The organism is Alloacidobacterium sp. (assembly GCF_035631355.1).
In the GTDB taxonomy this organism is placed as follows: domain Bacteria; phylum Acidobacteriota; class Terriglobia; order Terriglobales; family Acidobacteriaceae; genus Alloacidobacterium.
On sequence record NZ_DASQIX010000100.1, the window covers coordinates 1 to 21933 of the forward strand.

A 21933-nucleotide genomic window follows, 5' to 3' on the forward strand; every position below is an offset into this window, starting at 1 on the left:
ATTAAGCCGATTGACGGGTTCAGTACAAGGACGACGATAGCTGCTTTTGCTGCTGCACATGGGAATGACCATTACGGCCAAATGGTGGAATACCTGCGAATGAATGGCATTGTGCCGCCCGCAAGCGCGAAGTAGAAGCTCGTTTTGCAACTGCTGAGTCGACGGAAGGCAAGGTTAAATACCGCCAAACGAGTTGTTCGCGTTTCATACTGACGACCGTTTGTCGGATGGCAACGAGCGACAAATCGCCAAGTCGTAAATTGACCCGCATCCGTTCGGCTCAATAAGCGCATTGCCCTGAAGTGATGCCTACAGGGGGTACCTGCGCTCTGGTCTTATGGACACGCTTTATTCAACGCGTAGAGTCTCCGGCAGGCGAGACGGCGATGGCATGACGGGCGGGCACGAGACATGCGAGAAGTGCGCTGAGAGCGAGGAGTGCGGCAGCCGCGGACAAACTGCCCGCAGCAAAGGCGTTTTGCATCCAGCGGGAGAGGATGGCGCCAAGAAAGCTGTTTGCTAAAATCAGGAGGCCTGCGGGGTCAGAACGGATGGGTCACTAGCTTTCGGAAGCATAAGCCATGCAACTGCAGCGCTTGCTAATGACAAGCCGGCCAAATATGAACGCTAGTCGAATCGAATTTTTGATGACGGCCTTTGTATGCGCGTCGAGATTGGCGGGCGCCTGCAGCCCGGCGATTCTGGATTCATGAGTCCGAAGTTCCTGGAGTACCCACGGCGGCAGAAAGAGATGATTTAGTGTGCGATCGAGGCGCGCGCGAAAGGCATAGACCGTTACAATCCCCAGGATTGCGATCGCAAGAATCCCAGCGACACGGGCGATTGCGTTGTTGATACCAGATGCTGTGCCGACGGTTCCTGGTCCACTGCATTCATCACAGCAGTGGTGAGAGGTGCCACTGTGATCGCCATCCCGAGTCCGAGGGTGATCACAGCAGGAAAAAACACCACCCAGTAACTATGCGCGATGGTGGGTACGGCAAACAGGACGAAGCCTAGCGCGGCAACGATAGGGCCGGCGATCAATGGGCTTCTCGCGCCGTAACGCGCGACAAGTCCGCCAGACCAACGCGAGAGAAGAAAGACCAGAAGAATGAACGGCAGGATCGAGCGGGTCTACGTTGCGATCTTGGATGAGTCGTTCCTGCCTATCAGCCCACCCAATCTGGACCCATCCAAAGGCGGAGGTCTGGTTGCGCTTTCGCTGGAAAATGGGAGCCGCCTCTGGGTTGCGGCACCCTCGCCATGCGACTCGCGGAAACCGTGCAGTCCGGCACAGATCGCAGCCATCACTGCCATTCCGGGCGCGGTGTTTTCAGGATCTCTCAATGGCCAAATCTGGTTAGCGGAGGTTTAACCATCATTGCAGCCTGCACATTTGGCGCGCAGGATAGGAAGCTTCAACATTGCAGGGTATTTCCTTTTTCCTACTTGTCTCCCTCTCGCTGTAGCGATCGCTGACATCCATTACCCTTTCATGGTCCAATCCACGTCCGCAATTTTCCCTTGAACTTTGGGCCGACAAAATACATACACAGGGTTGACAGTTGGGTGTATAGTTTCCGCGACCGGCACTCCCGGCTAATTGCCGGCGAAGCGGACATCGGCGAAAAAGGAGATCAGTATGGCAGAGAGCAAGTCGGGCCAGAACAAAACTCTTGAAATGCGGGTCGCTGAACTGGAAGACAAATTATCCAAAATTCACATCACCGAAGATGAGATGAAGGCATATCAGAAAGTGTCATCTCTCATCGGTCAACAGGCACAACCCGCTCTTAGCCCTCAGGTTTGTGTCATTGCCCGTTGTATCTCGGTGGGCTGCATCAGTACAGTATGTGTTCGTCAGCCATGCATTTATGAATGCACATGTGGCCCGTGCAGCTGCGTTTTACAGTCCAAAGACCCCACCGGAGGCTTCGGCAATCTAGGCAGCTAGCCGAACATGGACCGCCGGACCAACGAGATGGATGTTGTCTTCGCGGCATTGCCGTTTGCCGACTTTCAGCGTCCAGTAATCGGTGCAAGTCTGCTGCAAGCGGGGTTGCGGGCCGGCGGTTTCCATTCTCAAATTGAATACTTCAATATTGCCTTTGCCGAGATTATCGGGGCTGAAACATATCAGTTGCTCGCTAATTCACTGCCATCCGATTGTCTTGCCGGCGAATGGTTTTTCGCAGATCTGGTTTTCGGGAATACAATTCCGGACGCCGACGACTACATGGCAAGGGTTCTCGGCCCCTATTTGTCGACGGCAGCCGCAAGATCAGCAATCGTTGAAGCCCGGAAAGCACGGGCTAAGTTCATCAGCTCATGCGTGGCTCGGCTTTTGGATCTGCGGCCAAAGATCGTGGGTTTTCCCACCAGCTTTCATCAGACGTGTGCCTGTCTTGCCATCGCCCAGCAGCTCAAGAAAATGCCAAGTGCGCCACTGATTATTTTCGGAGGAGCTAATTGCGAAGGTGAGATGGGCTGGCAACTCATCCGCTCTTTCCCATGGATCGATTATGTGGCAACCGGGGAGGCGGACCTTAGCTTTCCGCGCCTGGTAGCCGGAATCCTGAATCGCAAGGGCAAAGTATCTGTTGCGGGGATTTCTGGCCGGGAAGATCTACTGAGTGATCCTGAGCGGGTCGGCGACATGGACGCGCTGCCCATTCCCGATTACTCAGATTTTTTTGACCGCGCGCGGCGATCGTCTCTGGGAAATGCTCTGAATCCAGTTGCGCTGATCGAGACTTCTCGCGGCTGCTGGTGGGGCGCAAAGCAGCACTGCACATTTTGCGGACTCAATGGCGCAACGATGGCATTTCGCAGCAAGAGTGTCCAAAGAGCCTTTCGCGAATTTGCGACGCTGGCGACTCAGTACCAGGTGAAGCGAATCGACTGCGTCGATAACATCCTCGACACGCGCTATATCCAGACTTTGTTTCCGATGCTCGCGGAAGCCAACCTTGGTCTCGCCCTGTTTTATGAGGTGAAGGCGAACCTGCGTTACGATCAGCTGGAGCTTCTGCGAGCGGGGGGAGTCTTGGGCATTCAACCGGGAATTGAAAGTTTCAGTGACTCGGTCCTGCGGCTGATGAGGAAAGGCTGTATAGGAATCCAGAATATCCAACTGTTGCGCTGGTGCCAGGAACTGGGCCTGGATGTTGTATGGAATATCATTGCGGGATTTCCCGGCGAGTCTCCAGCAGAGTATGACTGGCAGGCGGAACTTGTTCCTCTTCTTACACACCTGGCACCACCGGCTGGTTGTACGGCGCTCCGCCTGGATCGCTTCAGCCCGTTTCACAGCAATCCCACCGATTTCGGCATAGAACGGGTGCGTCCCGCTGTAGCGTACTACTATGTATTTCCGCTCGGGCGGCACGAGCTCGCCAGGCTGGCATATTTTTTTGAATTTGATTATGCCGACGGACGAGATCCAAAGTCGTACATTAATCGGCTGCAAGATGAAATCGTAAAGTGGCTGAACGCGCACGGAGGGCCCATTGCTGAAAGGCCCCGGTTGGACGCGAGTCCTTACTTTGGGGGCCTGCTGATCGAAGACACGCGCAAGGCTGCGGTAAAGCATCGGGAAGTGCTGAGTGGAATGTCCGCGCGGCTATATTTAAGCTGCGACACCGCCAAGTCCGTGGCGACCCTGGCTCGCACCTTGAGTTCGGCTGTTACCAAATCTGATATCTGTGCGATTCTCGACAACTTCGTTACTGCGAAAACCATGATTAAGCTTGACGATCATTATCTTAGTCTGGCAGTTTTCCGTGAACGCTCAATCCTAGAGGAGCAAAATCAACTCTGTGTCATCCCGAAGACTCAACAAGCCTCGGCTCCCGAGCCACTATTACGTGTGGTCTGAGCCCCCGGATGCTTCTGGCGATGAATCACTACACTTTGTCTCGGGGCGGCGGCGCGTCAAGCTGAAAGGTCACTCCTTCCGCGAATTTGAACGCAGGGTAATTCCCCTGCTCGATGGCCAGAACACGCTCGAGGAAATCGGCCGCAACGTGGAGGATGTCTTCGCAATTGAAGATCTCGAAGCCGGACTCGACCTGTTGGCAAGCCAGAATCTCCTCGAGGACGGCCCGATTGAGGAAGCAGACGCGGATGCCGCAGCACGTTTGCTTCCGCAGTACAACTTCTTCCAGGAAATTGGACTTGACGCCGCTGAGATACAACGGCAACTTCGTCGCGCAACGGTCACGGTACTAGGATTGAGTGGTGCCGGCGCTAACCTTGTCGATGCCCTCGCCGCGTCTGGCGTGGGCACGATTCGGTGCGTGGATGGTTCAATCGTTTCACCTGCGGACATTTATTTGTCTTCCGGTTTCTGCACAACCGATGTAGGATCCACGCGCATTTCTGTCACGGAACGTCGAGTCTCCGGCCGTTCTCCGGAGACAAAGCTGGAAACGTTGTCCAGCGATCTCTCATCGGATGAGGCCGTTACGGACACCATCGAAGGGTCGGACTTCGTAGTCTGTTGCCTCGATCTCGGGCAGTCTTCCCTGATCTACAAGCTGAATCGAGCCTGCCTGAAAACAGACACAAGATGGACCTCGTGCACGCTGTCTGGCAGTGAGGTCATTGTTGGACCAACAATTCATCCGCGTGTGACGCCATGCTATCTCTGTTACAAGATGCGGGTCGTTGCTTGTGCTGGAAACCCCGAAGATGCTTTCGCATTCGAGAAAGTACTGGATCGTCGAAAACAGGATGACAGTTCGAACCGTGAAAATCTGGTTTTTGGCGCTGGCCTCGCCGCGAACATGTTGGCGCTGGAAACGCTGCGCGAGGTTGCCGGGCTTACACCCGTTCCAACTCTGGGCAAGCTTGTGATTTTCGATCTTCTCGATATGAGTTCTTCTAAGCACGTGGTTCTCAGGAAACCCTGGTGTCCAGCCTGTTTTCCCATGGGCTCAAAAAGTGCGGCTGTACCAGACGAGCTGTCACACCAGTCGAAGCCTCGATGAACGCATCTGCGCTGCACAAACTCGTAGGAGACTGGGCCGATCTTGTCAGTCCTCGTACCGGAATCATTCGAAGTGTGTCTCGCGTGCAGCGAGGTGCTGAAGAACCATCTCCGCCAATCATCTATCAGGCCGAGGTTTCCCACTTCGACTTTCATGCCGCCAAAGCACAGGACCGAGCATCCGCAGGAAAGGGAATGTCGGAGGAACAAGCGATTCGCGGTGCAATTGGTGAAGCGATCGAACGCTACTGCGCGTCCCACTTTGATCAATCAGCTGCTTTCGTGTCGCCCTGGGAAAGAATTTCAGATCGGTCCGTCGCACCGCCCGAATTCGTCCTCTACTCCGCCAGCCAATATGGCAGTGGCCGCCTTCCCTATCATGATTGGGAGCCAAAAGACGAGATAACCTGGATCGCCGCTCGCGAGCTGCCATTGAATCGCCTTGTTTACGTCCCCGCCAGCCTCGTATATCTACAATTCCCGAGAGACCGAGCGGAAGATGCTCTGGCACCAGCCACTTCAAACGGCCTCGCAGCCGGCCCGACCCTTGAATACGCTGTGTTGCATGGCCTGTATGAATCTATCGAACGCGATGCATTCCTGTTGACATGGATGGCGCGTCTTCCAGCGCCTGAAGTGCATTTCACCGCAGCCTCACCACTAGCGAATTCAATCCGCGCTCACTATCTGCATTACGGCGTGGACCTGCGGGTCTTCCGCATGTGTACGGACATAGATGCACATGTCATGATGGCCATCGCGCTCGACTCGACGGGATTGGGACCCGCAGCCGTGATCAGTCTGGGTTGCCATGCTTCACCGGAAAAGGCATTGACGCGGGCGGTGCTTGAAATTTGCCAGGTACACCCAGGAGAAGTGAGACGATATCGCGAACAGCCGCCGGGCGAACGCTTGAAGCGTGCCGAGGACGTTAAGACACTCGAAGATCATAGCGCGTTTGTAAGTGTGCTCGAGCGGCGCGGCGAGTTCTCCTTTTTGCTCGACAACGGTCGCTCGCAACGCATCGAGGAGTTACCTGACTACTCATCCGGAAGCGTGGAAAATGACCTCGATCAATGTACGGCTACACTGCAGCACTCCGGTTCCCGCGTACTTTATGTCGACCTTACAACCTCTGACGTGAAAGACTATGGGATTCACGTTGCGCGAAGCATCGCCACCGGACTCCAACCCATGCACTTTGGTTGGGGGGAAGAACGGCTCGGTGGCAGGCGCCTTTTCGAATTGCCATATAACTTAGGTTTTGCATCGGCTCCGTTAACGGAAAGGGACTTGAACCAATGCCCACACCCACTCGCGTGAGAGATCTCCATGTTGCCCTTTGAAGATGAAACAAGTCTTTCGCTGCTCTACCATCTGAACTCTGAACCATGGGGCAATGTCGAGGCATATCAAAGCGTCACGTATGAAGTCGAATACAAGCATGTAACTCCTGCTGCGCCGCCGCTCGCCCTGCCACCGCCGCCGGAATCCGAAGTGACTCGACTGGCCAACATGCGCCGGTCATGCCGGGCATACGAGCCGAAGACGCTACATCTCTCCAGTTTGAGCGCTATGTTATGGGGCAGCTACGGAATTACTCGAACTGACAACACGCTGCTTGGCGGCTCTCTTGCACTGCTACGGCCTGTTCCTTCTGCCGGTGGATTGTTTCCGCTGGAAATTTATGTCGCAACGCAACGAGTGGAGAAGGTAACAGACGGTCTCCACCATTACAACGTTCGCAGTCATGTACTGGAGCCACTCACCGTCGGCTCCATTTTCCCGGCGTTAAAGCCACATCTATTCATGTATCCGGCTATCGAGCACTCCAACGCAGTTGTATTTCTCTCCGCCGTTTTTCATAGAACGCAGAAAAAATACGGCCCGCGCGGCTATCGGTACGCACTGCTGGAGGCGGGCCATGTCGCGCAGAATCTCTGCCTTCTGGCAGTTGAACAAGGACTCGGAACGCTCTGCATGGGTGGCTATTCCGACGGAGAACTCAATCAGGTTCTCGGCCTGGCCCCGCTGCAGGAAGGAGTTATCTATTCAGTGGCCATCGGTTGGCCGGCATTTTCAGAACCGCTGACGATCTCCCTGGTCTAACCGGAAGAATCTCAGGCCCGACCAACTAGAGGTCCAATTAGCCACCGCGAAATGAATAAAGGATGAACAAGTTCAGGTTAGATCGCCGGGATTTTCTTAAGCACGCCGCCGGAGTGGTGGGTGCCGCGACGCAGGCTGGACAATGGCCAACGGCTAGCGCCTCTCAGAACAACGAAGGGAGTAACGATCAACGCGAAGCTCACAGCGTGCAAGAAATCTCCTATCCACGGCAGTTTCGCGGACGGCAGTTGAAGATGATTTCTTTTCCACTGGGAGGAGTGGCTGCTGGCAGCATCGGTTTGGGAGGGCGAGGGCAGCTTTGCAACTGGGAGATTTTCAATCGGCCAAACAAAGGATTTCAACCTCCTTATGCACTGCCATCTATCTGGGTGCAAGGAGAAAATCAGGCGCCTGTGGCTCGAGTGCTGGAGTCACGTATCCTTCCGCCATATGAGGGACAGGATGGGCTAGGCTCAGAGAATGCTCCTGGATTAAGCCGCCTGGAGTCGGCGGTCTTTACAGGCGGCTATCCCTTTGCGCACATCCAGTTTCAAGACAAATCTCTGCCGGTAAAAGTAGAGTTACAAGCATTCTCACCATTTATACCGCATGAGCCGGATGATTCCGGACTCCCAGTTGCAATGCTTCGGTACCGAGCCAGCAGTCTGGATGGAGTTGGAGCGAAGGTCAGCATTGCATTTTCCATTGATAATCCTGTGAAAATCGAGGAAAGAAGAAGCGATAAGCGCATCAATGCGTACCGTTCCGGCCCGGAAGCCACGGGACTCTATATGAGCAATCCCGGACTTGCAATGGGTGATCCAATGGCTGGCAGTTTTGTTTTGGCAGCCTTAGCCAGTTCCGATACGCATATTTCATACTGGGAGGGATGGCCAAAAGGACGATGGTGGAATTCTCCGCTCCTCTTCTGGGACCAGTTTTCAAAGAGCGGAGAATTAGGAACACAGCCGGAGCCGCACGATTCCGTAGGTGTGCTCTGTCTTCAGGCGACTATCATTCCTGGAAAATACGTTGACTTTCCGTTTCTGCTGGGTTGGCATTTCCCCAATCGCACCCCAGAGTGGTGCGGGTGGGATGCCCCGCCTGGTGAAGGAAAAACCATTATCGGCAACTACTACGCAACGCGCTTCAAGGATGCATGGGATGCGGTTGAGTATGCCGCAAAGAACATCGGAAGTCTAGAAGCACGAACGATGATGTTTTCCGAGACCTTTCGCAATAGTACGCTGCCTGGCGAGGTGAAGGATGCTGCCAGTGCCAACCTCTCCACGCTGGCAACCACGACCTGTTTTCGCACGTCTGACGGAGAATTCCACGGCTTTGAAGGCAGCGACGACACGCATGGATGCTGCTTCGGAAATTGCACGCATGTGTGGAACTATGAAACGGCAACTACATTTTTGTTTCCTTCATTTGCCCGTTCCCTGCGCAAAAGTGCTTTCGGCTATGCGATGGACGACGCGGGAGCGATTCACTTTCGCCAACTGTTGCCTGATGGTAAAGCCCGCTCTGGATTTGCTGCGGCAGATGGTCAGATGGGCCAGATTATTCACGCCTGGCTGGACTGGAAGCTTTCCGGAGACGATGCATGGCTGCGCGGCATCTGGCCGAGGGTAAAGAAGGCGCTGGAGTTTGCATGGGTGCAGGGCGGATGGGATGGGAATCGTGATGGCGTCCTTGAAGGTGTGCAGCACAACACCTACGATGTGGAGTTCTATGGTCCGAATCCTATGTGCGGGATCTATTATCTGGGCGCACTCAATGCCTGCGCAGAGATGGCGGGAGCAATAAGAGACAGCTCTTCTGCGAACGAATACCAGCGGCTGTATGAGCAGGGGCGGAATTGGATCGATGCCAATCTATTCAATGGTGAATACTACGTTCAGAAGATTCGGGGCATCCGCAGAGATGAGATCGCGCCACACTTGACGAGCGACATGGGATCGGAAAACACCGAGACACCTGAGTACCAGGTCGGGAACGGATGCCTCGTCGATCAACTTATCGGCCAATATCTGGCAGAAACTGGCGGATCGGGGCCTCTGGTCTCAGAAGCGAATATACGCGCGACACTGCAATCGATTTACCGGTACAACTACAAGGCTTCTCTTGCAGACCATAACAACGTGCAGCGCACCTATGCGTTGAACGATGAAGCAGCAGTTGTGATCTGTGACTACGGAAAGGCGGAACGCCCGCGCATTCCGTTTCCTTACTACGCGGAAGCATGGACAGGGCAGGAATATGCTCTGGCAGCATTGATGATCCGTTGGGGCATGGCCGCAGAAGCACTTGAGATTGTCAGGAGCGCGCGTCTTCGCCATGATGGAGAAAAACGGAACCCGTGGGATGAGCCCGAATGCGGACACCACTACGTCCGTGCCATGTCTTCTTGGTCTGCGTTTGTGTCATCGAGCGGATTCATCTATGACGGTACCAAGGCGCATGTCACCGCTCTGCCACGCGTTCCTCATGAACGGTTCAGTTGCTTTTGGTCGACGGGAACCGGATGGGGGATGTTTTCTTATCAACCGCACGCGAGTGGCACCCGATTTACGCTTAGCATCCTGGCCGGGGTGCTGCGCTGCCAATCATTCGAAATTACTGGAACTGGTGGCATCGCTGCGGTGAATCATAATGGGCAAAAACTGCCGAATGATATTGCGAAATCTGGCGAGTCTGCCATCGTAAGCCTTCACGAAACCGTAAACCTTCGGATAAACGACGAGCTATGGATAGAAGTAAGGGCATGAATACCGAGCGTCCTTGGGTGGTTGTGGTCGGTGGATTTCTAGGAGCGGGAAAGACAACTCTGATCCTGACTGCAGCACAGCTTCTTGCGCAGAGAGGACTTCGCAGCGCTGTCATTCTGAACGACCAGGGAGATACGCTGGTGGACACCCACCAAGTAGAAATGAGCGGGGTGATTGCCGGTGAAGTTACAGGAGGTTGTTTCTGCTGCAGGTTTTCAAAGCTGATCACGGCGATGGAAGCCTTGCATCCCTACCAGCCGGATGTGATTTTCGCAGAGCCGGTAGGAAGCTGCACGGATATTGCGGCGACTGTGCTGGCTCCTCTTCGCGAGGAGTTTAATCACTACAGACTGGCGCCATTCACCGTGCTTGTTGACCCAGCGAGAGCGGCCGCACTACAGAACAATGAGAATCGCAATCTCACTTTTCTTTTTCGAAGACAGCTCCAGGAGGCTGATCTAGTCTGCATAACCAAGACTGACATATATCCCGATGCGTCTGGGCTGTCAGGAATACATATTCGCCATTTAAGCGGGAAGACAGGGCAAGGAGTGAGAGAGTGGCTGGACGAAATCCTGTCCGGAACGCTGATGGCAGGAGCACATACAATCGAGATCGATTATGAGCAGTATGCTCAAGCCGAGGCTGCCCTTGCATGGCTCAATCTGAGTTGTGTTTTCACCCCGACGTCTCCGATGAGTCCGGCGTCGGTTGTCGGTCCGTTATTGGATCGTCTCGACCAAGCTCTCACCGCCGCTGGGATTGCAATCTCACATCTCAAGGTTATGGATTGCTCTTCGTCAGGCTGGTTGAAGGCGGCGATTTGTGCCAATGGCGAAGAAGCGGTCGTTGACGGCGATCTGGACGCTTCGTCGGCTGAAATTCACGATTTGCTGCTTAATCTGAGGGCCACTGGAAATCCTGCACATGTGCAAGAGATCGTCGAGAACGAATTGGCGTGCTTTGAGCACGAGCTATCCCGGATCGTGATGCACTGCTTCAGCCCGGCTCCGCCGAAACCTGAGCGAAGGATTGTGCCAAGCTAGATTCCCTACGATTACTACGGAGTGGACCAAGAACGCGCAGGCGGAATGCACCTCAAATTCTCGGCGCAACGAAGCGACGCTTTTGCACCGGCTGGAACTCCGTATTGATAACCCCTGTAATCGGCAACTGGAAGCTATCTTCTGCACTGGTGCCGTTCAAGAAGGTGCACTTCACCCGCACCTGATAGGTTCCAGGCGCTGTGTAGGCATGGCGAGGGGTTGCGCTGTTTGCGATCACTCCATCCCCAAAACTCCATTCATAGGTAAGCAGTGGCTCTTCCGAATCCGACGTGGCAACCGAAAATGTGAGATTGTCGCCACTATGGCCTTCCGCTAAGCGCTTTGCTGTAATCATAGGATGCACCAGTGGCGCCGAGCCATTCTCAAGGAGCAAAACTCGGACCGAGTTGGCGCTCGCGAGGGTGGCATCAACGAACGCTTCTTCTAGGTCCAGCCCCCCGTTCGTGAAGATGCCGAGCCAGGAGTTTCAGCGCCTCTTTCAGCTTGCCGCTGCGCACCCACTGCTGGAACCGGCGATGGCAGGTCTGGCAGGGCGGATACTCCTTCGGCATCTCGCGCCACTGTGCCCCGGTTCCCAATACTCAAAGTAAAGACTGACTGGCTTGCATTGAAAAAACTGGCTGGCTGAGAGCCACCTTGGAGGAAAAATGCGCAATGTTGCTCGGATCAAGGCCACTACCCTCTGCCGCCGGAGGAAGGAAGCGCCTGCGGACCCTCCTGGATTTCTCGGCCTGAACCGCGAGCGTCGTCGATCCATGCGTTGGCACAGGAGGGGCGCTCCACCAACTCACCGAAGGAGCACCGGCAGAAAAGTATGGCGTCGAACTCGATGCAGACCGTGCCGCTACCGCAACCGCTAGCGGTATCACTACGATTCACGGTGATCTCTTCAATGCGGTTGCCAAGGTTGAGAGCTTTTCGTTTCTCTATCTCAATCCTCCGTACGACTCAGAGATCGGGTGGATGGACAACAGGCGGATGGAGTTCTTATTGCTGGAACACACCTATCGCTGGCTGGTTGAGGGTGGGGTCCTGTTGATGGTAGTGCCGCAGGCGCGACTTGATTCCTCGATTCCGCTGTTGGCCGAAAACTTCGCGGAGCTCCGAGTCTTCCGGCTGACGGACCCAGAATCTGAACGCTTCGACCAGGTGGCCCTCTTCGGAGTCCGCAAAAGGATGCGCGGCCAGGATTACAGCAGGAACCGTGCGGCACTGCACGGGATGGTGTGGTGGCGCGATATGCCGACGCTTCAGGGCAATGAGACGCCCTATCGCGTGCCGCCGTCGTCATCTACGCAGATTGTCTACCGCGGATTGCCTCTTGACCAGATTGAGGACCTCATCGTCCACTCGTCTGCCTGGAGACAAGTGGAAGCACTGCTCCTGCCAACGGAAGAGATGGCAAGCGGACGGCCGATTACACCATTGCACGCCGGCCATGTGGGCCTTCTCTGCACCGCTGGCCTACCCAACGGGGTCTTTGGACAAGGTGATGAGCGGCACATCGCGCGCTGGCGCTCGGTGAAATCGATGACCGTCTTCGAAGTAAAAGAGAATGGCTACACCGAAGTCCACAAGCGCGAACAGTTCACCAACGAACTCGCTTTGGTCTACGAGGATGGACGAACGCTCGTGCTCGGAGACAAGAAACGAGAGGACGAGAATGCAGAACGCACATTTGCGGCTGGGGCGGCTTGAGTATCGCCGAAATTCAGGAAAGACCGACACCAGAATCTCTCTGCATGTGGATCGCTACGTTGGCGAAGGCGACGACGTGCATCTGATCAGCGTGTTCGGCGGAGACGTCGAGGTAGGCGCAATCACAGCGGCGGTGCACGAGAGGCACACGTTCACGGTGACCTTTCTCGACGGTAGTCAGAAGGTAGTGGGCTTTGGTCCAGACGCAATCTGCTATCGCGGCTCGATCCATCTGCAGGGGCGCAAACAAGCCCTTCGGCACCTGATCGCGGTCTCGAACTCCCTTCATGCCAACGGAAGCGCGGGTAGGACATTCATCCTCCACCTCGAGCCGGATACCAGAGAACTTGCTTGGGCAACGCTGGTGAGCTTTCTTGGGCTGCCTGCCGATCCACGGTGGAGCGGTCCGATCCTTAAGGCGATGTGGGCGGAGAAGAAAATTTAGCGGTTGGATGGAATTGGCTGTACACCGGCGGCGCTCCTGGGCACGCGTGACGAATTGCTGGCCCGGATCGGGCGTGCACGATCTGTGGGGCTGCTGTCCTTTCCGGAAAAGAATGGCTCGGTGCTCTGGCCCCGATACACCATAAGGCAGGCGCTTCGTGCGTCTTCTCCAGCATTGAGTAGCGACACATGATGCCATCTCTCCGCGGACGATAAGGCAGCGCAACTCCGAATAACTTCTTTCCTCAAACGGCCGGTCAACCCGGCCTTTTTTTTCGCGTTCACTTCCATCATCCGGAGTCCCGCCGTGGATACCTATTACGAATATTTGCGCAATTTCTCGCAGGAACTTGGGGTACGTATCGTCGAGATGTATCCCCCGCTCCAAGGGCCGAACGATCCCCATCCTCGATCGCTCAAGGCTCTCTTACGTCAGCCGCTTCCCGCTCAGGCACTGACCATCTCTGGTGTCGCCAAGCATCTGAAGACGGCGCGATCGGCGATCATCGTCGGCGAGTGCGGAACTGGCAAGATACTGATTGTGAGCGATGGAGCGATTCGAAGGGGTTTCGCTGAAACGTGGATACCATCTGCGGATTGAGTAGAGGAGCGGTTATCGCACTACGAGAAGAGAGGCCTGCCTAGGAGTTGGCCTACCAACGGTCCGAAAGCCGTTCGCGCGTCGATCTGGGGAGTTGACTGACGACATGCGCGTTTGTTGTTCCTAACCTGATTAGAACTCCAGAAGCCGACCCACTCAGGTTTGTGTTCTAGGTTGGGCTGTCGGTATGGGCTTGGATCTTGCCGTCTTGCTACATAATTTTACGTAGATCGACATTCCTATCTAAACGTGCTCTTTAGTTCACTCGGGCGGCGCTGCGGAAATCCCGTCCGAGCGCTTCTGGCAGAGATAAGCCAGAGTCCCAGAGACAAGTGTGGCCAAGTCAGTCGCTCGATCATTGAACGAATTAATTAGGCCGTTTGTGCCGTTCGCTCCGAAAGTCTGCGGGTAGCCATCCCACGTCGAAACGACGTAAAGGATCCAAACGGTGGAAACTCCTACTGCGGCAAGCGCAAGGGGCCGTCGAACCTTCTCTTTTCCCGATCCCGCGACAAGCCCGCCCACTAGGATGCCGATTAGTACACTGTGCACGTGGATAATTTCCATCCGAATTATGGGCCCGCTTTTCCCGAAAGTGCGCTGGAAATGCATCCATATCAAGTAGTTGAGTACTGCCGAAGCAGTAAACATGATCAGTAGAACCCCCAGAACACGGGTCTTCTCGACACGTTTCATTTGCCCTTTCCTTTGCCCGACAGGTATGACCGAAGCTGATTCATTTTCTCAAGGGCCGCGCTTTGGACGGGGGGGCCACCTTGTAATCCCAGTGCTGCGTCTCACCCAGGGGTGCCTGCCGCGGCATAGTAGATTTCTAGGGAGGTCAATGCTGGGGTGGATGTTCCGCTTCCGTAGAAGACCAGGACAGCGATTTGGCCCTCGATCCAGTTTTCAGGCTGCACTATCTGGGTCCACTGAGTTACCAAAGATCCGCCGTCACGAGGGCTGCACACAGTTGGGTTAAGATCATGATGCTCGAAGGTCTGCCCGAGCGCGTTTTCCATAAAGCTCCATGCACCTTTAGCGGCCACCGGCGCCATTATTGGGTTCTTTGGATCCCCATATCGTTGCCATCCTTTCAGCTGCACACACGAGGGATAAGGATCGTCCAGAACAGGAGTTTGGTGAACCTCGGTGGGCCTGACAGGAACAAAAGAAAGTAGCTGTCCCTTTCTTTTATCCAAGAAGACGACTTGACGAGCACGGAGAGTGTATTGTATGTCGCCGGAACCGGGAACGACTCCGATTCCTTCTAGCCATACCGTTTCTCGGCTCTCAAACGCGTAGGACAATCGAATATCGAAAATAGGATGGGTGTTCGTGCCCCTTTGGATGGCGCTCACGATCTTCACCAAGTTGTTTTCCTGTGCACGGAGTACCCCGCAGAATAAGATCCCGGTCAAAATGACCCATCGAGCAGCCTTCAAAGGCGACCTCCTGAATTCAATTCTTAGTGTTCTTAGTGACCTGGAAATCAGCACCCAGTGCGCTTGCGAAGGGCTGAATACGAGTTTTCAATCCTTCATCCGTGGTAAATATCGGCTTCTGCATCTCGGAGGCTAGCGCATACGATGTAAGAGGGCTTTGAACATCCGAGTTCAGCAACTTCACCAGCTTATCCAGAAAAGGGTTCACACGGTTAGTACCACTCGCCGGCTCAACTCCTGTCGCCGCTGCAATCAGGACTATGCCTTGAACATCCTATGCATCTGAGGTTGACTGCCCATCCGGCTGTTTGCCTCGAAGGCTGGCGGCCGTAGCGACTCTTGCCAGAATTGCTTGCTGCAGCGGAGCTATTGCGGCGCCGCTGTCGCATGCGTCCACGATAACAATGATGCGTCTGGCTTGGAGTTTCCGGAACACATCTGCGAGTTCTGCCGAACTTATTCCCTCGATTTCCTTGCCGTCGCTGTGCGGAATGTAATAAAAGAGTTCGTTCCCCCGGGTTGTTCCATGTTCCGCGAGTGAAAGTATGACCATATCCGAAGGCTTTACTGAGTTCGCTATTTTGCCGAGACAACTGAGGATTGCTGCCTTCGTAGCCGATTCGTTTTCGAGACTGCCGCACAAGGTCTTGTTGCCCCAATCGATAACCTTGTCGCCCGCCGCCCGCATGTTGAGGACCTGCTTGAGGTCCCGCGACGACCGAACAGCAGTCGGAACATCAGGCTGGTTCGGAGAATACCGGCTGATAGCGACGGTCAGAAGGTGTACCGAACCTGAAGTCCCGTTCATTTTCCGCCCGTCCCAGGGAGTAGTCGGCTTTAGCCCGCATCAGAGTCTCCAAACCCGCATATAAAGCAGGCGGATTGGATTGGTCCTTGGGTATTATTCGCCGCGGACATCCGCGGTCCGAATCCTCTTCGCTGTCAACTACCCGTATCTCTTTCAGGGTCGAGAAAAGTTCCTCTCTAGCCACACAGAGAACAGCCTTGCCATGCTTCAATGCAGGAATCAGATCGCCACTCTGCAGCAGTGATTTCAACCCGGGCAGCTGCAGGTATGTTTTTAGGTTAATGCCAGGAGGTAGATGCGGCGCGCTCCCCTTGCCTATCAATGCAAGCAATCCAGGTGTGTAAAGTTCGTTGAATAACTGATCGACTGTGAGGAGAGGCTCGTCTTCGGCCGGTCGGAACCCTGCCCACTCAAGTGCTTTCGCTGATCCGTCGAACAGACCTTCCTCCGAAAAGGCAAGCCAGTCTTCAGATCCAACCGCAATCAGCTGCGCAATCCGTTTCCGGGATGATGAATAAACATTGATGATATTGTCTGACTGAAGCACCGCGGTGTTACCCGCCGCATCCACTGAGAGGTCACTGATGAGCCCCCGCGAAGTTATCCTATCGAGGTGCCTCCCACTGAGCAAATCAAACCACACAAGGTAGTTACTGCCACTGATAATGGAATTGGCGCCAACAATTGCTGATCTGGCGTCTTGAATAGGTTGGGATAACTCGACAGTGGTGCTGGGCGGTCGAAAGGGCCTTCGAATCGCCCATACCGTCATCGGCTGCCTAACGAGCGCGCGGGCATCACGCATCATTTCTCCATCGCGAGTCACACTGAGCGGGTCCGTACCCTCCTCTCGCTAACTTCGGTTGGCACCCTGTCGACGCTCTTCCGCAAGCATGCGGGTTTTCCGTTCGGATCTCTTATGCCGTTCGCGCTCGACCCTGCAGGCCGGCCTCTTTTTCTGATTAGCAATATGGCCATGCATACCCAGAATTTGAAGGCGGACCCGCGATGCAGCCTCTTCGTTGGACAAGCGAATGCCGATGGCGATCCACTTGGAGCCACTCGGGCTACTCTGATCGGCCTTGCCGAACCGGTTCTCAAAACCGAGCTTCAATCGGTTCGAGAAATTTATCTTACACGTCATGAGAATAGTCGGTACTGGGTCGACTTCTCTGACTTCAGTTTTTTCCGGCTCCAACCCGTTGACCTTTATTACATGGGAGGCTTTGGCGTGATGGGATGGGTGGAGGCAAATGAGTACCAGAATGCGGCTCCTGATCCGCTGGCTGGCGGCGCACCCGGCATCCTCGCACACATGAACGCTGACCACGTAGATGCGATGATTCTGCTGGCAGTTCCCATGCTGGAGTTGAGGCAACGGAAGCGGCCATGACTTCAGTCGATCGGCTGGGCTTTACTCTTCGATTGAAAACGAATGAGGGAATGAAAGGCATTCGCATCAACTTCCCCGGCGAGGTAGCGACCCCGATGGAGACGCGGACGGTGCTGGTCGAGATGGTCCGCCAAGCCAGGCAATAGGCGCAATCGGACGAAGAGTTACTCACAACGAATAATCCATATCCGCAATCATTCTGGAGGATGAAATGGCTACCACTACGCTCAAGACCAGCAGCTTGCCTCGTGAATTTGTCTTCAATGGAACACGCATTCCCGACCCGGATCCATGGATGAGCATCGAACAGGTCCGCGACCTTCTTACCCCTTCGTACCCCGACATTGCCACTGCGACGATGACCGGACCGGAGGATACGGGAACGAGCCTGCGCTACACCTTTGCCAGAGCCATCGGGTCGAAGGGGTAAACCGTGCCCCCGTCCGAGATGGCACGAAAAGAGCTGGTGACGCTACTCGCGATGAAGGCGACTGCGCCACCTCCAGAAGCAAAGAAATTACTTGCGAGGCATCTCCAATGCAAAGAATCGATAAGCCTCGCCGGCGCCGTTCGCCAGGCCATGGACCGGTTTGCGAGCGCAGACAGCGTGCCACTCTCGACTCCATCGGAACTCATTCCGCCCCTTGGATAGGTACACTCGCGCGCGCCTTCGGCCAGGCTCTTCCCACGTTCGACAGGGTTCCGACCGAATACAAGCACGAAGTCAACGCGGAGCTGCTTTATGAACTATGTGCTGCTCTGGTCGAGGCAGGCCTGGGCTCCCCAGGCACGTGGCAAGGCTGTGGCGGCGATGCAGTCGTCTTCGCGCGACAGAGCATCATGAACAGTATCGGCCGAGAGCGCGCTGAACTCCTCGGGCGCAACGTGGAGTATCACCTCCAGATGAGCGACGTCTTTGAACGCGACGGTTACGGTTCGAGCCTCGGCAATGGTCAGCTGGCGGTGACGATCGATTGCTGCGGCGCGGGATATCTGAAGATCGGACGAGCACTCTATGAACTGGAGAAACAGGCAGAGGGGTTAGGGGCAGCATTTTATTGGACCCTCATTCACGCGTTGTATCGCGTCATGCGGATCTACGATCACATCGACGCAGTCATGTATGAGGAGATGTTGATCGAGTCTGCGAATCAGGATGAGGAAGAGAATCGCAGTCAATATGAGTTTCCAGAAGTGGAGAAGGCACTCCCGGAGTGCATTCAGAAAACGCTCAATGAGAAGTGGAGCATCGAAAATCGTCGGTTGCTACACGCCCACAACAATGGCCCCCACCGTGCCTGGATAGACCGGCTGAGGAAACTGCAACGACTGTCCGTCTACGCGTTGAACAGTCGCGGGAGCCTCTCGAAGACCGCTATTACGATGGCCCTCCGCTCCCATCGTTACTTGTTGCCTTCAAGGAAAGAGATGCCATTACTGCCTGTTTCGACGAGGAGGGTCAACACATGCTCGAAGGCTCGCCGGAGCCGACACTCAGTGTCGTCTTTTCTCCGAAGAAGGCCGACGAAGTGAAACACGCCATCCGTGTCATCGAGCGTTTTATTGCATTCAACACCGAGCTCTTTGAACTTGTGGAGGAGTTCCAGGAATGGGAGAAAGAACATGCAAGTTCAGATAGCCATCGGGGAGAACCATCGCTTCGAGTTGCGTGAAGCGTTGCTGGTCTATCACGGGAATCAGACAACGTTCATTACGAAGCACGAGGTTATAACGCAGCAGAACACGGCGCCTGCTCTCGGACCGGCGCAACCGCTCACCCTCGCATTTGTCGAGTCGCTCGTTCGATCGCTTGGGGGCGGAGCCGCAGCCGAGGTTTTCCCCGAGAATATCCTCGCCAGAAGTGATCGCATGATTGCCTGGTGGACGCCGGCTCAGCGCCGTCAGATGTTTTATCAGCACTCCGAGGGAAAGGCGGATCAATTGAACGGGCGCATCTTCCCGCAGCCTCCTTTGGTGTGGCGGGCCGCTGACGGTCAATTGAAGATACGCGCTCTCACTGAGAACAAGCGTCCCCAGGTACAGACGAAGCTCGCTGTCGCCCCCTACTGGAACCTCTCGGACTGCGGCACGGTCTGCACAGGATCGATGCGGTGTCCGGGAAACGCATCTGTTGCCGCCATATCCGATTGGGAGCGGGCGTTCTACGAGAGTGCCTTTACACATGCCAATGGCGGCCGCCTTACGCACCACAAGGGCGGATTCGTGGGGCTCTGGAGCGAACTAACAGGAAAGCGGGCGCTCTTCCCTTTGAAGACGCTCATCGTCCTTCCGCAGACACTCGCCCAGTTCGTGCGTGATGAAAGGAGTTGAAATGCGCGTCGAGCACTCACTGCCACCTGGCTTCCTAGCCCGTCGAGCGGTCCGCGTGCTGGTAGTGGGAGCAGGCGGAACCGGCAGCGCCGTCCTCATGGGCCTGCCGTATTTGCATCAGGCGATGCGCGTGTGGGGACATCCTTACGGGCTCCAGGTCTCGATCATGGATGCCGACACCGTGTCTGAAACGAACTGTGTCCGCCAGCCATTCTCTGCCTCAGACATTGGCCAGAACAAAGCCATAGTGCTCATCAACCGAATCAATTTGTTCTGGGGGACGAAGTGGTCAGCCGAACCTAGTCTCTTCACCGACCGCACACTGCGTCCATCGCATCACGAGAATCCGGATCTGCTCATCGGTTGCGTCGATACCCGCGCCGCACGAAAGGTAATCGACCGGGCAGTCACGCGGCCGCTGCACACAACGACCTACTGGCTCGACATTGGCAACAACGCAGCGAGCGGGCAATACATCCTCGGACAGCCGCTAAACTCGCGAAATCGGCGTGCGGCCGCCAGACTACGCACGGTCAGTGAGCTATATCCCGAGATCGTCGACGCTACGGCTGGCGAGGATCCATTGCCGAGCTGCTCTGCCATCGAAGCCCTCGATCGGCAAGAGCCATTCATCAACCAGACTCTTGCAGCGAGCGCGCTCGCCATGCTGGCGCGGCTCTTCCGGTATGGAAAGCTCAATCATCACGGAGCCTTTTTCAGCGCCGAGACAGGGCGCATAAGTGCTCTGCCGGTCGATCCCGAAATGTGGACGAAGGTCAGGAGACGCAATCGTCGGCTCCGTGCAACAGCGTAGACAATCATCTATATCATCCGCCCTCAATCGAATGCCCATGTTTCAGCAACTCGTTCCACTCCTGCGCCAGAGGTCTATCCTCATGACGGTCACTTCTCTCGAAGAAGATCAGATTCGCGTCAATGTCCTGCCAAAGAAGCTGGCTGATAGCGAAAACGCAGCTCTTACCACTCCGATGAGCTTCACCGGAACCGCGGCCGAACTCGACTCCCAACTGCCTGATGCCCTTGTCAGCTTCGTCGCCAGTCATCTGGAATTGAAGAACACGCTCGACCGCACCAAAGAGGAAATGGCCGCAGCAGCAAAGGCCGCCCAGGATGAAGCACGAAATAAATCGAAGACCGCTAAGAAGTCAGTTCCGGTCCAAGCGCCTGTGAAGAAGGACGAGCAGAAAGCACCAGAGCCGCCGAAGGTGCGTGGCCTTTTCGATAAGCCCGCTGCATGCGCGAGCGCCACTCCTTCAGCCAATTCAGATGAAGAGGCGGAGATTCTTGCGGAAATAAAAGAGGATGAGGAGACGGAAGAAGAGGAAGAGGCACGTATCGCCTAAAAGCTCTCTTTTGCCCTCCCACATCTCGTCGCGTGAGTGTAGCGATTGGATTCAAAAGATGCTGAGTTGATCGCCTTCATCTGACTTAGGTTTCCGCTTTGCTTTCTCGGTGGCTCCATGTTTCTTGGAAGGTTTCTCTTCTTCCACTGGGTTTACCGGCTGGCAGAGCGAGGCATCATTGTTCTTCACATTATTCAGCCTTCGATCGACTCGCCATGCTTTCATCTTGTCCGAATCGAATGGCCGGATAAGATCGATGGGTAGGCGATTGGGGTCGCCGGTCTCGAGCCAGCGCTGATAGTCCTGGCGCTTGATGATGACCGGCATGCGATCATGGCCGGTCTTTTCGACCAGCAATTCGTTTGGCTCAGTAGTGATCACGGCGAAGCTATCCATCTGCGACTGACCATCGGGTGAGTACCAATGTCGCCATAGGCCAGCCAAAGCGAACAGTTGATCATCCTTCATAGCGAACATCCATGGCAGTTTTGTCTTCGGATCGGGGCGCTGCCACTCGATAAAGGAATCCACCGGGACAAGACAACGCCGTTTCAGAAACGATTCACGCCATATATTGCTTTCGAGCAATCGATCGCCTCGGGCAAGGATCGTGTCGATGCTCATTTTCTTTGGATCGGTTACGTACGGTGGGAGGAACTTCCAGAACATCATCGATATGGTGCAGGTGCCGAACTCCTCATCCCAAACAATGACGGGCTGCATCGAGCCGGGAGAAGCGTTGTAATCCGACGCAAATTCAAGAGCCAGACCATCAACATTGCCGAGTTGAAAGGCCTCCGCGATGCGCTGCTTATCGGCCCTCCGCTGATATCGACCGCACATTTCATAAGCCTATATTTCTGGCCTGTTTTCCCACAATTTGTACGCACCCTTCCACACTACAAA

General features: G+C 55.2%; 25 protein-coding genes and 1 pseudogene. 18 read left to right on the forward strand and 8 right to left on the reverse strand.

Annotated features, from left to right (window positions below):
• Positions 1–795: 795 nt before the first annotated feature.
• Positions 796–1047 carry a hypothetical protein gene (locus VEV40_RS17590; RefSeq protein WP_324834214.1) on the reverse strand — a complete coding sequence of 84 codons (252 nt, stop codon included), beginning with the start codon at positions 1045–1047 and terminating at the stop codon, positions 796–798.
• A 67-nt stretch (positions 1048–1114) separates the two neighbouring features.
• Here VEV40_RS17590 and VEV40_RS17595 point away from each other — a divergent pair, with 67 nt between their 5' ends.
• The 8 genes from VEV40_RS17595 (at position 1115) to VEV40_RS17630 (ending at position 10922) form a co-directional block, all read left to right on the forward strand.
• Positions 1115–1378 carry a hypothetical protein gene (locus VEV40_RS17595; RefSeq protein ID WP_324834215.1) on the forward strand — a complete coding sequence of 88 codons (264 nt, stop codon included), beginning with the start codon at positions 1115–1117 and terminating at the stop codon, positions 1376–1378.
• 267 nt (positions 1379–1645) lie between these two features.
• Complete coding sequence (locus VEV40_RS17600; protein WP_324834216.1) at positions 1646–1957, forward strand: hypothetical protein; 312 nt, start codon at positions 1646–1648, stop codon at positions 1955–1957.
• A gap of 6 nt (positions 1958–1963) precedes the next feature.
• Positions 1964–3880 (forward strand): RiPP maturation radical SAM C-methyltransferase, encoded by a 1917-nt coding sequence (locus VEV40_RS17605; protein WP_324834217.1) that lies wholly within the window; start codon positions 1964–1966, stop codon positions 3878–3880.
• On the forward strand, positions 3870–4994 hold the full coding sequence (locus VEV40_RS17610) for a TOMM precursor leader peptide-binding protein (protein ID WP_324834219.1): 1125 nt from the start codon (positions 3870–3872) through the stop codon (positions 4992–4994). Before VEV40_RS17605 ends, VEV40_RS17610 begins: the two co-directional genes overlap by 11 nt.
• Positions 4991–6316: a YcaO-like family protein gene (locus VEV40_RS17615; protein WP_324834221.1), complete on the forward strand. Its 1326-nt coding sequence runs from the start codon at positions 4991–4993 to the stop codon at positions 6314–6316. The genes VEV40_RS17610 and VEV40_RS17615 overlap by 4 nt, the downstream gene beginning before the upstream one ends.
• A gap of 9 nt (positions 6317–6325) precedes the next feature.
• Positions 6326–7102 (forward strand): SagB/ThcOx family dehydrogenase, encoded by a 777-nt coding sequence (locus tag VEV40_RS17620; protein ID WP_324834222.1) that lies wholly within the window; start codon positions 6326–6328, stop codon positions 7100–7102.
• Positions 7103–7164: 62 nt separating this feature from the next.
• The gene (locus tag VEV40_RS17625; protein ID WP_324834223.1) at positions 7165–9876 is read left to right on the forward strand and encodes a GH116 family glycosyl-hydrolase; all 2712 of its coding nucleotides are present in this window, start codon (positions 7165–7167) and stop codon (positions 9874–9876) included.
• Positions 9873–10922 carry a GTP-binding protein gene (locus VEV40_RS17630; RefSeq protein WP_324834225.1) on the forward strand — a complete coding sequence of 350 codons (1050 nt, stop codon included), beginning with the start codon at positions 9873–9875 and terminating at the stop codon, positions 10920–10922. Before VEV40_RS17625 ends, VEV40_RS17630 begins: the two co-directional genes overlap by 4 nt.
• A 52-nt stretch (positions 10923–10974) precedes the next feature.
• On the opposite strand, the gene VEV40_RS17635 is transcribed toward VEV40_RS17630, so the two are convergent.
• Together VEV40_RS17635 and VEV40_RS20765 are read right to left on the reverse strand one after the other, a co-directional pair.
• Positions 10975–11277, reverse strand: a complete 303-nt coding sequence (locus VEV40_RS17635) for a PKD domain-containing protein (protein ID WP_324834227.1) — start codon at positions 11275–11277, stop codon at positions 10975–10977.
• Positions 11278–11350: 73 nt separating this feature from the next.
• The gene (locus VEV40_RS20765; RefSeq protein WP_414637855.1) at positions 11351–11521 is read right to left on the reverse strand and encodes a transposase; all 171 of its coding nucleotides are present in this window, start codon (positions 11519–11521) and stop codon (positions 11351–11353) included.
• A 169-nt stretch (positions 11522–11690) separates the two neighbouring features.
• Between VEV40_RS20765 and VEV40_RS17640 the strand changes: the two are divergent.
• The 3 genes and pseudogenes from VEV40_RS17640 to VEV40_RS17650 form a co-directional block, all read left to right on the forward strand.
• Positions 11691–12641 (forward strand): annotated as a pseudogene (locus VEV40_RS17640) (DUF6094 domain-containing protein); the annotation flags it as partial.
• A complete protein-coding gene (locus VEV40_RS17645; protein WP_324834229.1) occupies positions 12607–13086 on the forward strand; it encodes a hypothetical protein in 480 nt (159 codons plus the stop codon). The pseudogene VEV40_RS17640 and the gene VEV40_RS17645, both read left to right, overlap by 35 nt.
• A gap of 306 nt (positions 13087–13392) precedes the next feature.
• A complete protein-coding gene (locus VEV40_RS17650; protein ID WP_324834231.1) occupies positions 13393–13686 on the forward strand; it encodes a hypothetical protein in 294 nt (97 codons plus the stop codon).
• A gap of 261 nt (positions 13687–13947) precedes the next feature.
• Here the strand turns inward: VEV40_RS17650 and VEV40_RS17655 are convergent, their stop codons facing one another.
• From VEV40_RS17655 to VEV40_RS17670, 4 genes are all read right to left on the reverse strand, one after another.
• Complete coding sequence (locus VEV40_RS17655) at positions 13948–14238, reverse strand: hypothetical protein (protein WP_324834233.1); 291 nt, start codon at positions 14236–14238, stop codon at positions 13948–13950.
• 245 nt (positions 14239–14483) lie between these two features.
• A complete protein-coding gene (locus VEV40_RS17660) occupies positions 14484–15131 on the reverse strand; it encodes a hypothetical protein (RefSeq protein WP_324834235.1) in 648 nt (215 codons plus the stop codon).
• Positions 15132–15405: 274 nt separating this feature from the next.
• Positions 15406–15819, reverse strand: coding sequence for a C13 family peptidase (locus tag VEV40_RS17665; protein WP_324834236.1), 414 nt, complete (start codon positions 15817–15819; stop codon positions 15406–15408).
• A 49-nt stretch (positions 15820–15868) separates the two neighbouring features.
• Complete coding sequence (locus VEV40_RS17670) at positions 15869–16747, reverse strand: hypothetical protein (RefSeq protein ID WP_324834237.1); 879 nt, start codon at positions 16745–16747, stop codon at positions 15869–15871.
• 63 nt (positions 16748–16810) lie between these two features.
• On the opposite strand from VEV40_RS17670, the gene VEV40_RS17675 reads away from it, so the two are divergent.
• The 7 genes from VEV40_RS17675 to VEV40_RS17705 all read left to right on the forward strand — a co-directional run bounded on the left by VEV40_RS17675 (position 16811) and on the right by VEV40_RS17705 (position 21027).
• A complete protein-coding gene (locus tag VEV40_RS17675) occupies positions 16811–17332 on the forward strand; it encodes a HugZ family protein (RefSeq protein WP_324834296.1) in 522 nt (173 codons plus the stop codon).
• Positions 17329–17478 (forward strand): DUF2470 domain-containing protein, encoded by a 150-nt coding sequence (locus VEV40_RS17680; protein WP_324834239.1) that lies wholly within the window; start codon positions 17329–17331, stop codon positions 17476–17478. Before VEV40_RS17675 ends, VEV40_RS17680 begins: the two co-directional genes overlap by 4 nt.
• A gap of 65 nt (positions 17479–17543) precedes the next feature.
• Positions 17544–17762 (forward strand): PRTRC system protein C, encoded by a 219-nt coding sequence (locus VEV40_RS17685; protein WP_324834241.1) that lies wholly within the window; start codon positions 17544–17546, stop codon positions 17760–17762.
• 107 nt (positions 17763–17869) lie between these two features.
• Entirely contained in the window at positions 17870–18865 is a 996-nt protein-coding gene (locus VEV40_RS17690; protein ID WP_324834242.1) for a hypothetical protein, read from the forward strand.
• A 90-nt stretch (positions 18866–18955) separates the two neighbouring features.
• The gene (locus tag VEV40_RS17695) at positions 18956–19663 is read left to right on the forward strand and encodes a PRTRC system protein B (protein ID WP_324834243.1); all 708 of its coding nucleotides are present in this window, start codon (positions 18956–18958) and stop codon (positions 19661–19663) included.
• A gap of 1 nt (position 19664) precedes the next feature.
• The gene (locus tag VEV40_RS17700) at positions 19665–20477 is read left to right on the forward strand and encodes a PRTRC system ThiF family protein (RefSeq protein ID WP_324834244.1); all 813 of its coding nucleotides are present in this window, start codon (positions 19665–19667) and stop codon (positions 20475–20477) included.
• Between the two features lie 37 nt (positions 20478–20514).
• On the forward strand, positions 20515–21027 hold the full coding sequence (locus tag VEV40_RS17705) for a PRTRC system protein E (protein ID WP_324834245.1): 513 nt from the start codon (positions 20515–20517) through the stop codon (positions 21025–21027).
• A 51-nt stretch (positions 21028–21078) separates the two neighbouring features.
• Here the strand turns inward: VEV40_RS17705 and VEV40_RS17710 are convergent, their stop codons facing one another.
• On the reverse strand, positions 21079–21870 hold the full coding sequence (locus VEV40_RS17710; RefSeq protein WP_324834246.1) for an SOS response-associated peptidase: 792 nt from the start codon (positions 21868–21870) through the stop codon (positions 21079–21081).
• Positions 21871–21933 lie beyond the last annotated feature (63 nt).

Coding starts and splice junctions, on each gene's coding strand:
- VEV40_RS17705 (WP_324834245.1), top strand. CDS start 20,515: ATGTTTCAGCAACTCGTTCCACTCCTGCGCCAGAGGTCTATCCTCATG.
- VEV40_RS17680 (WP_324834239.1), top strand. CDS start 17,329: ATGACTTCAGTCGATCGGCTGGGCTTTACTCTTCGATTGAAAACGAAT.
- VEV40_RS17600 (WP_324834216.1), top strand. CDS start 1,646: ATGGCAGAGAGCAAGTCGGGCCAGAACAAAACTCTTGAAATGCGGGTC.
- VEV40_RS17625 (WP_324834223.1), top strand. CDS start 7,165: ATGAACAAGTTCAGGTTAGATCGCCGGGATTTTCTTAAGCACGCCGCC.
- VEV40_RS17665 (WP_324834236.1), bottom strand. CDS start 15,819: ATGCGGGCGGCGGGCGACAAGGTTATCGATTGGGGCAACAAGACCTTG.
- VEV40_RS17605 (WP_324834217.1), top strand. CDS start 1,964: ATGGACCGCCGGACCAACGAGATGGATGTTGTCTTCGCGGCATTGCCG.
- VEV40_RS17635 (WP_324834227.1), bottom strand. CDS start 11,277: ATGATTACAGCAAAGCGCTTAGCGGAAGGCCATAGTGGCGACAATCTC.
- VEV40_RS17595 (WP_324834215.1), top strand. CDS start 1,115: ATGAACGGCAGGATCGAGCGGGTCTACGTTGCGATCTTGGATGAGTCG.
- VEV40_RS17630 (WP_324834225.1), top strand. CDS start 9,873: ATGAATACCGAGCGTCCTTGGGTGGTTGTGGTCGGTGGATTTCTAGGA.
- VEV40_RS17670 (WP_324834237.1), bottom strand. CDS start 16,747: ATGATGCGTGATGCCCGCGCGCTCGTTAGGCAGCCGATGACGGTATGG.
- VEV40_RS17700 (WP_324834244.1), top strand. CDS start 19,665: ATGCGCGTCGAGCACTCACTGCCACCTGGCTTCCTAGCCCGTCGAGCG.
- VEV40_RS17710 (WP_324834246.1), bottom strand. CDS start 21,870: ATGTGCGGTCGATATCAGCGGAGGGCCGATAAGCAGCGCATCGCGGAG.
- VEV40_RS17615 (WP_324834221.1), top strand. CDS start 4,991: ATGAACGCATCTGCGCTGCACAAACTCGTAGGAGACTGGGCCGATCTT.
- VEV40_RS17695 (WP_324834243.1), top strand. CDS start 18,956: ATGCAAGTTCAGATAGCCATCGGGGAGAACCATCGCTTCGAGTTGCGT.
- VEV40_RS17690 (WP_324834242.1), top strand. CDS start 17,870: ATGCAAAGAATCGATAAGCCTCGCCGGCGCCGTTCGCCAGGCCATGGA.
- VEV40_RS17645 (WP_324834229.1), top strand. CDS start 12,607: ATGCAGAACGCACATTTGCGGCTGGGGCGGCTTGAGTATCGCCGAAAT.
- VEV40_RS17620 (WP_324834222.1), top strand. CDS start 6,326: ATGTTGCCCTTTGAAGATGAAACAAGTCTTTCGCTGCTCTACCATCTG.
- VEV40_RS17685 (WP_324834241.1), top strand. CDS start 17,544: ATGGCTACCACTACGCTCAAGACCAGCAGCTTGCCTCGTGAATTTGTC.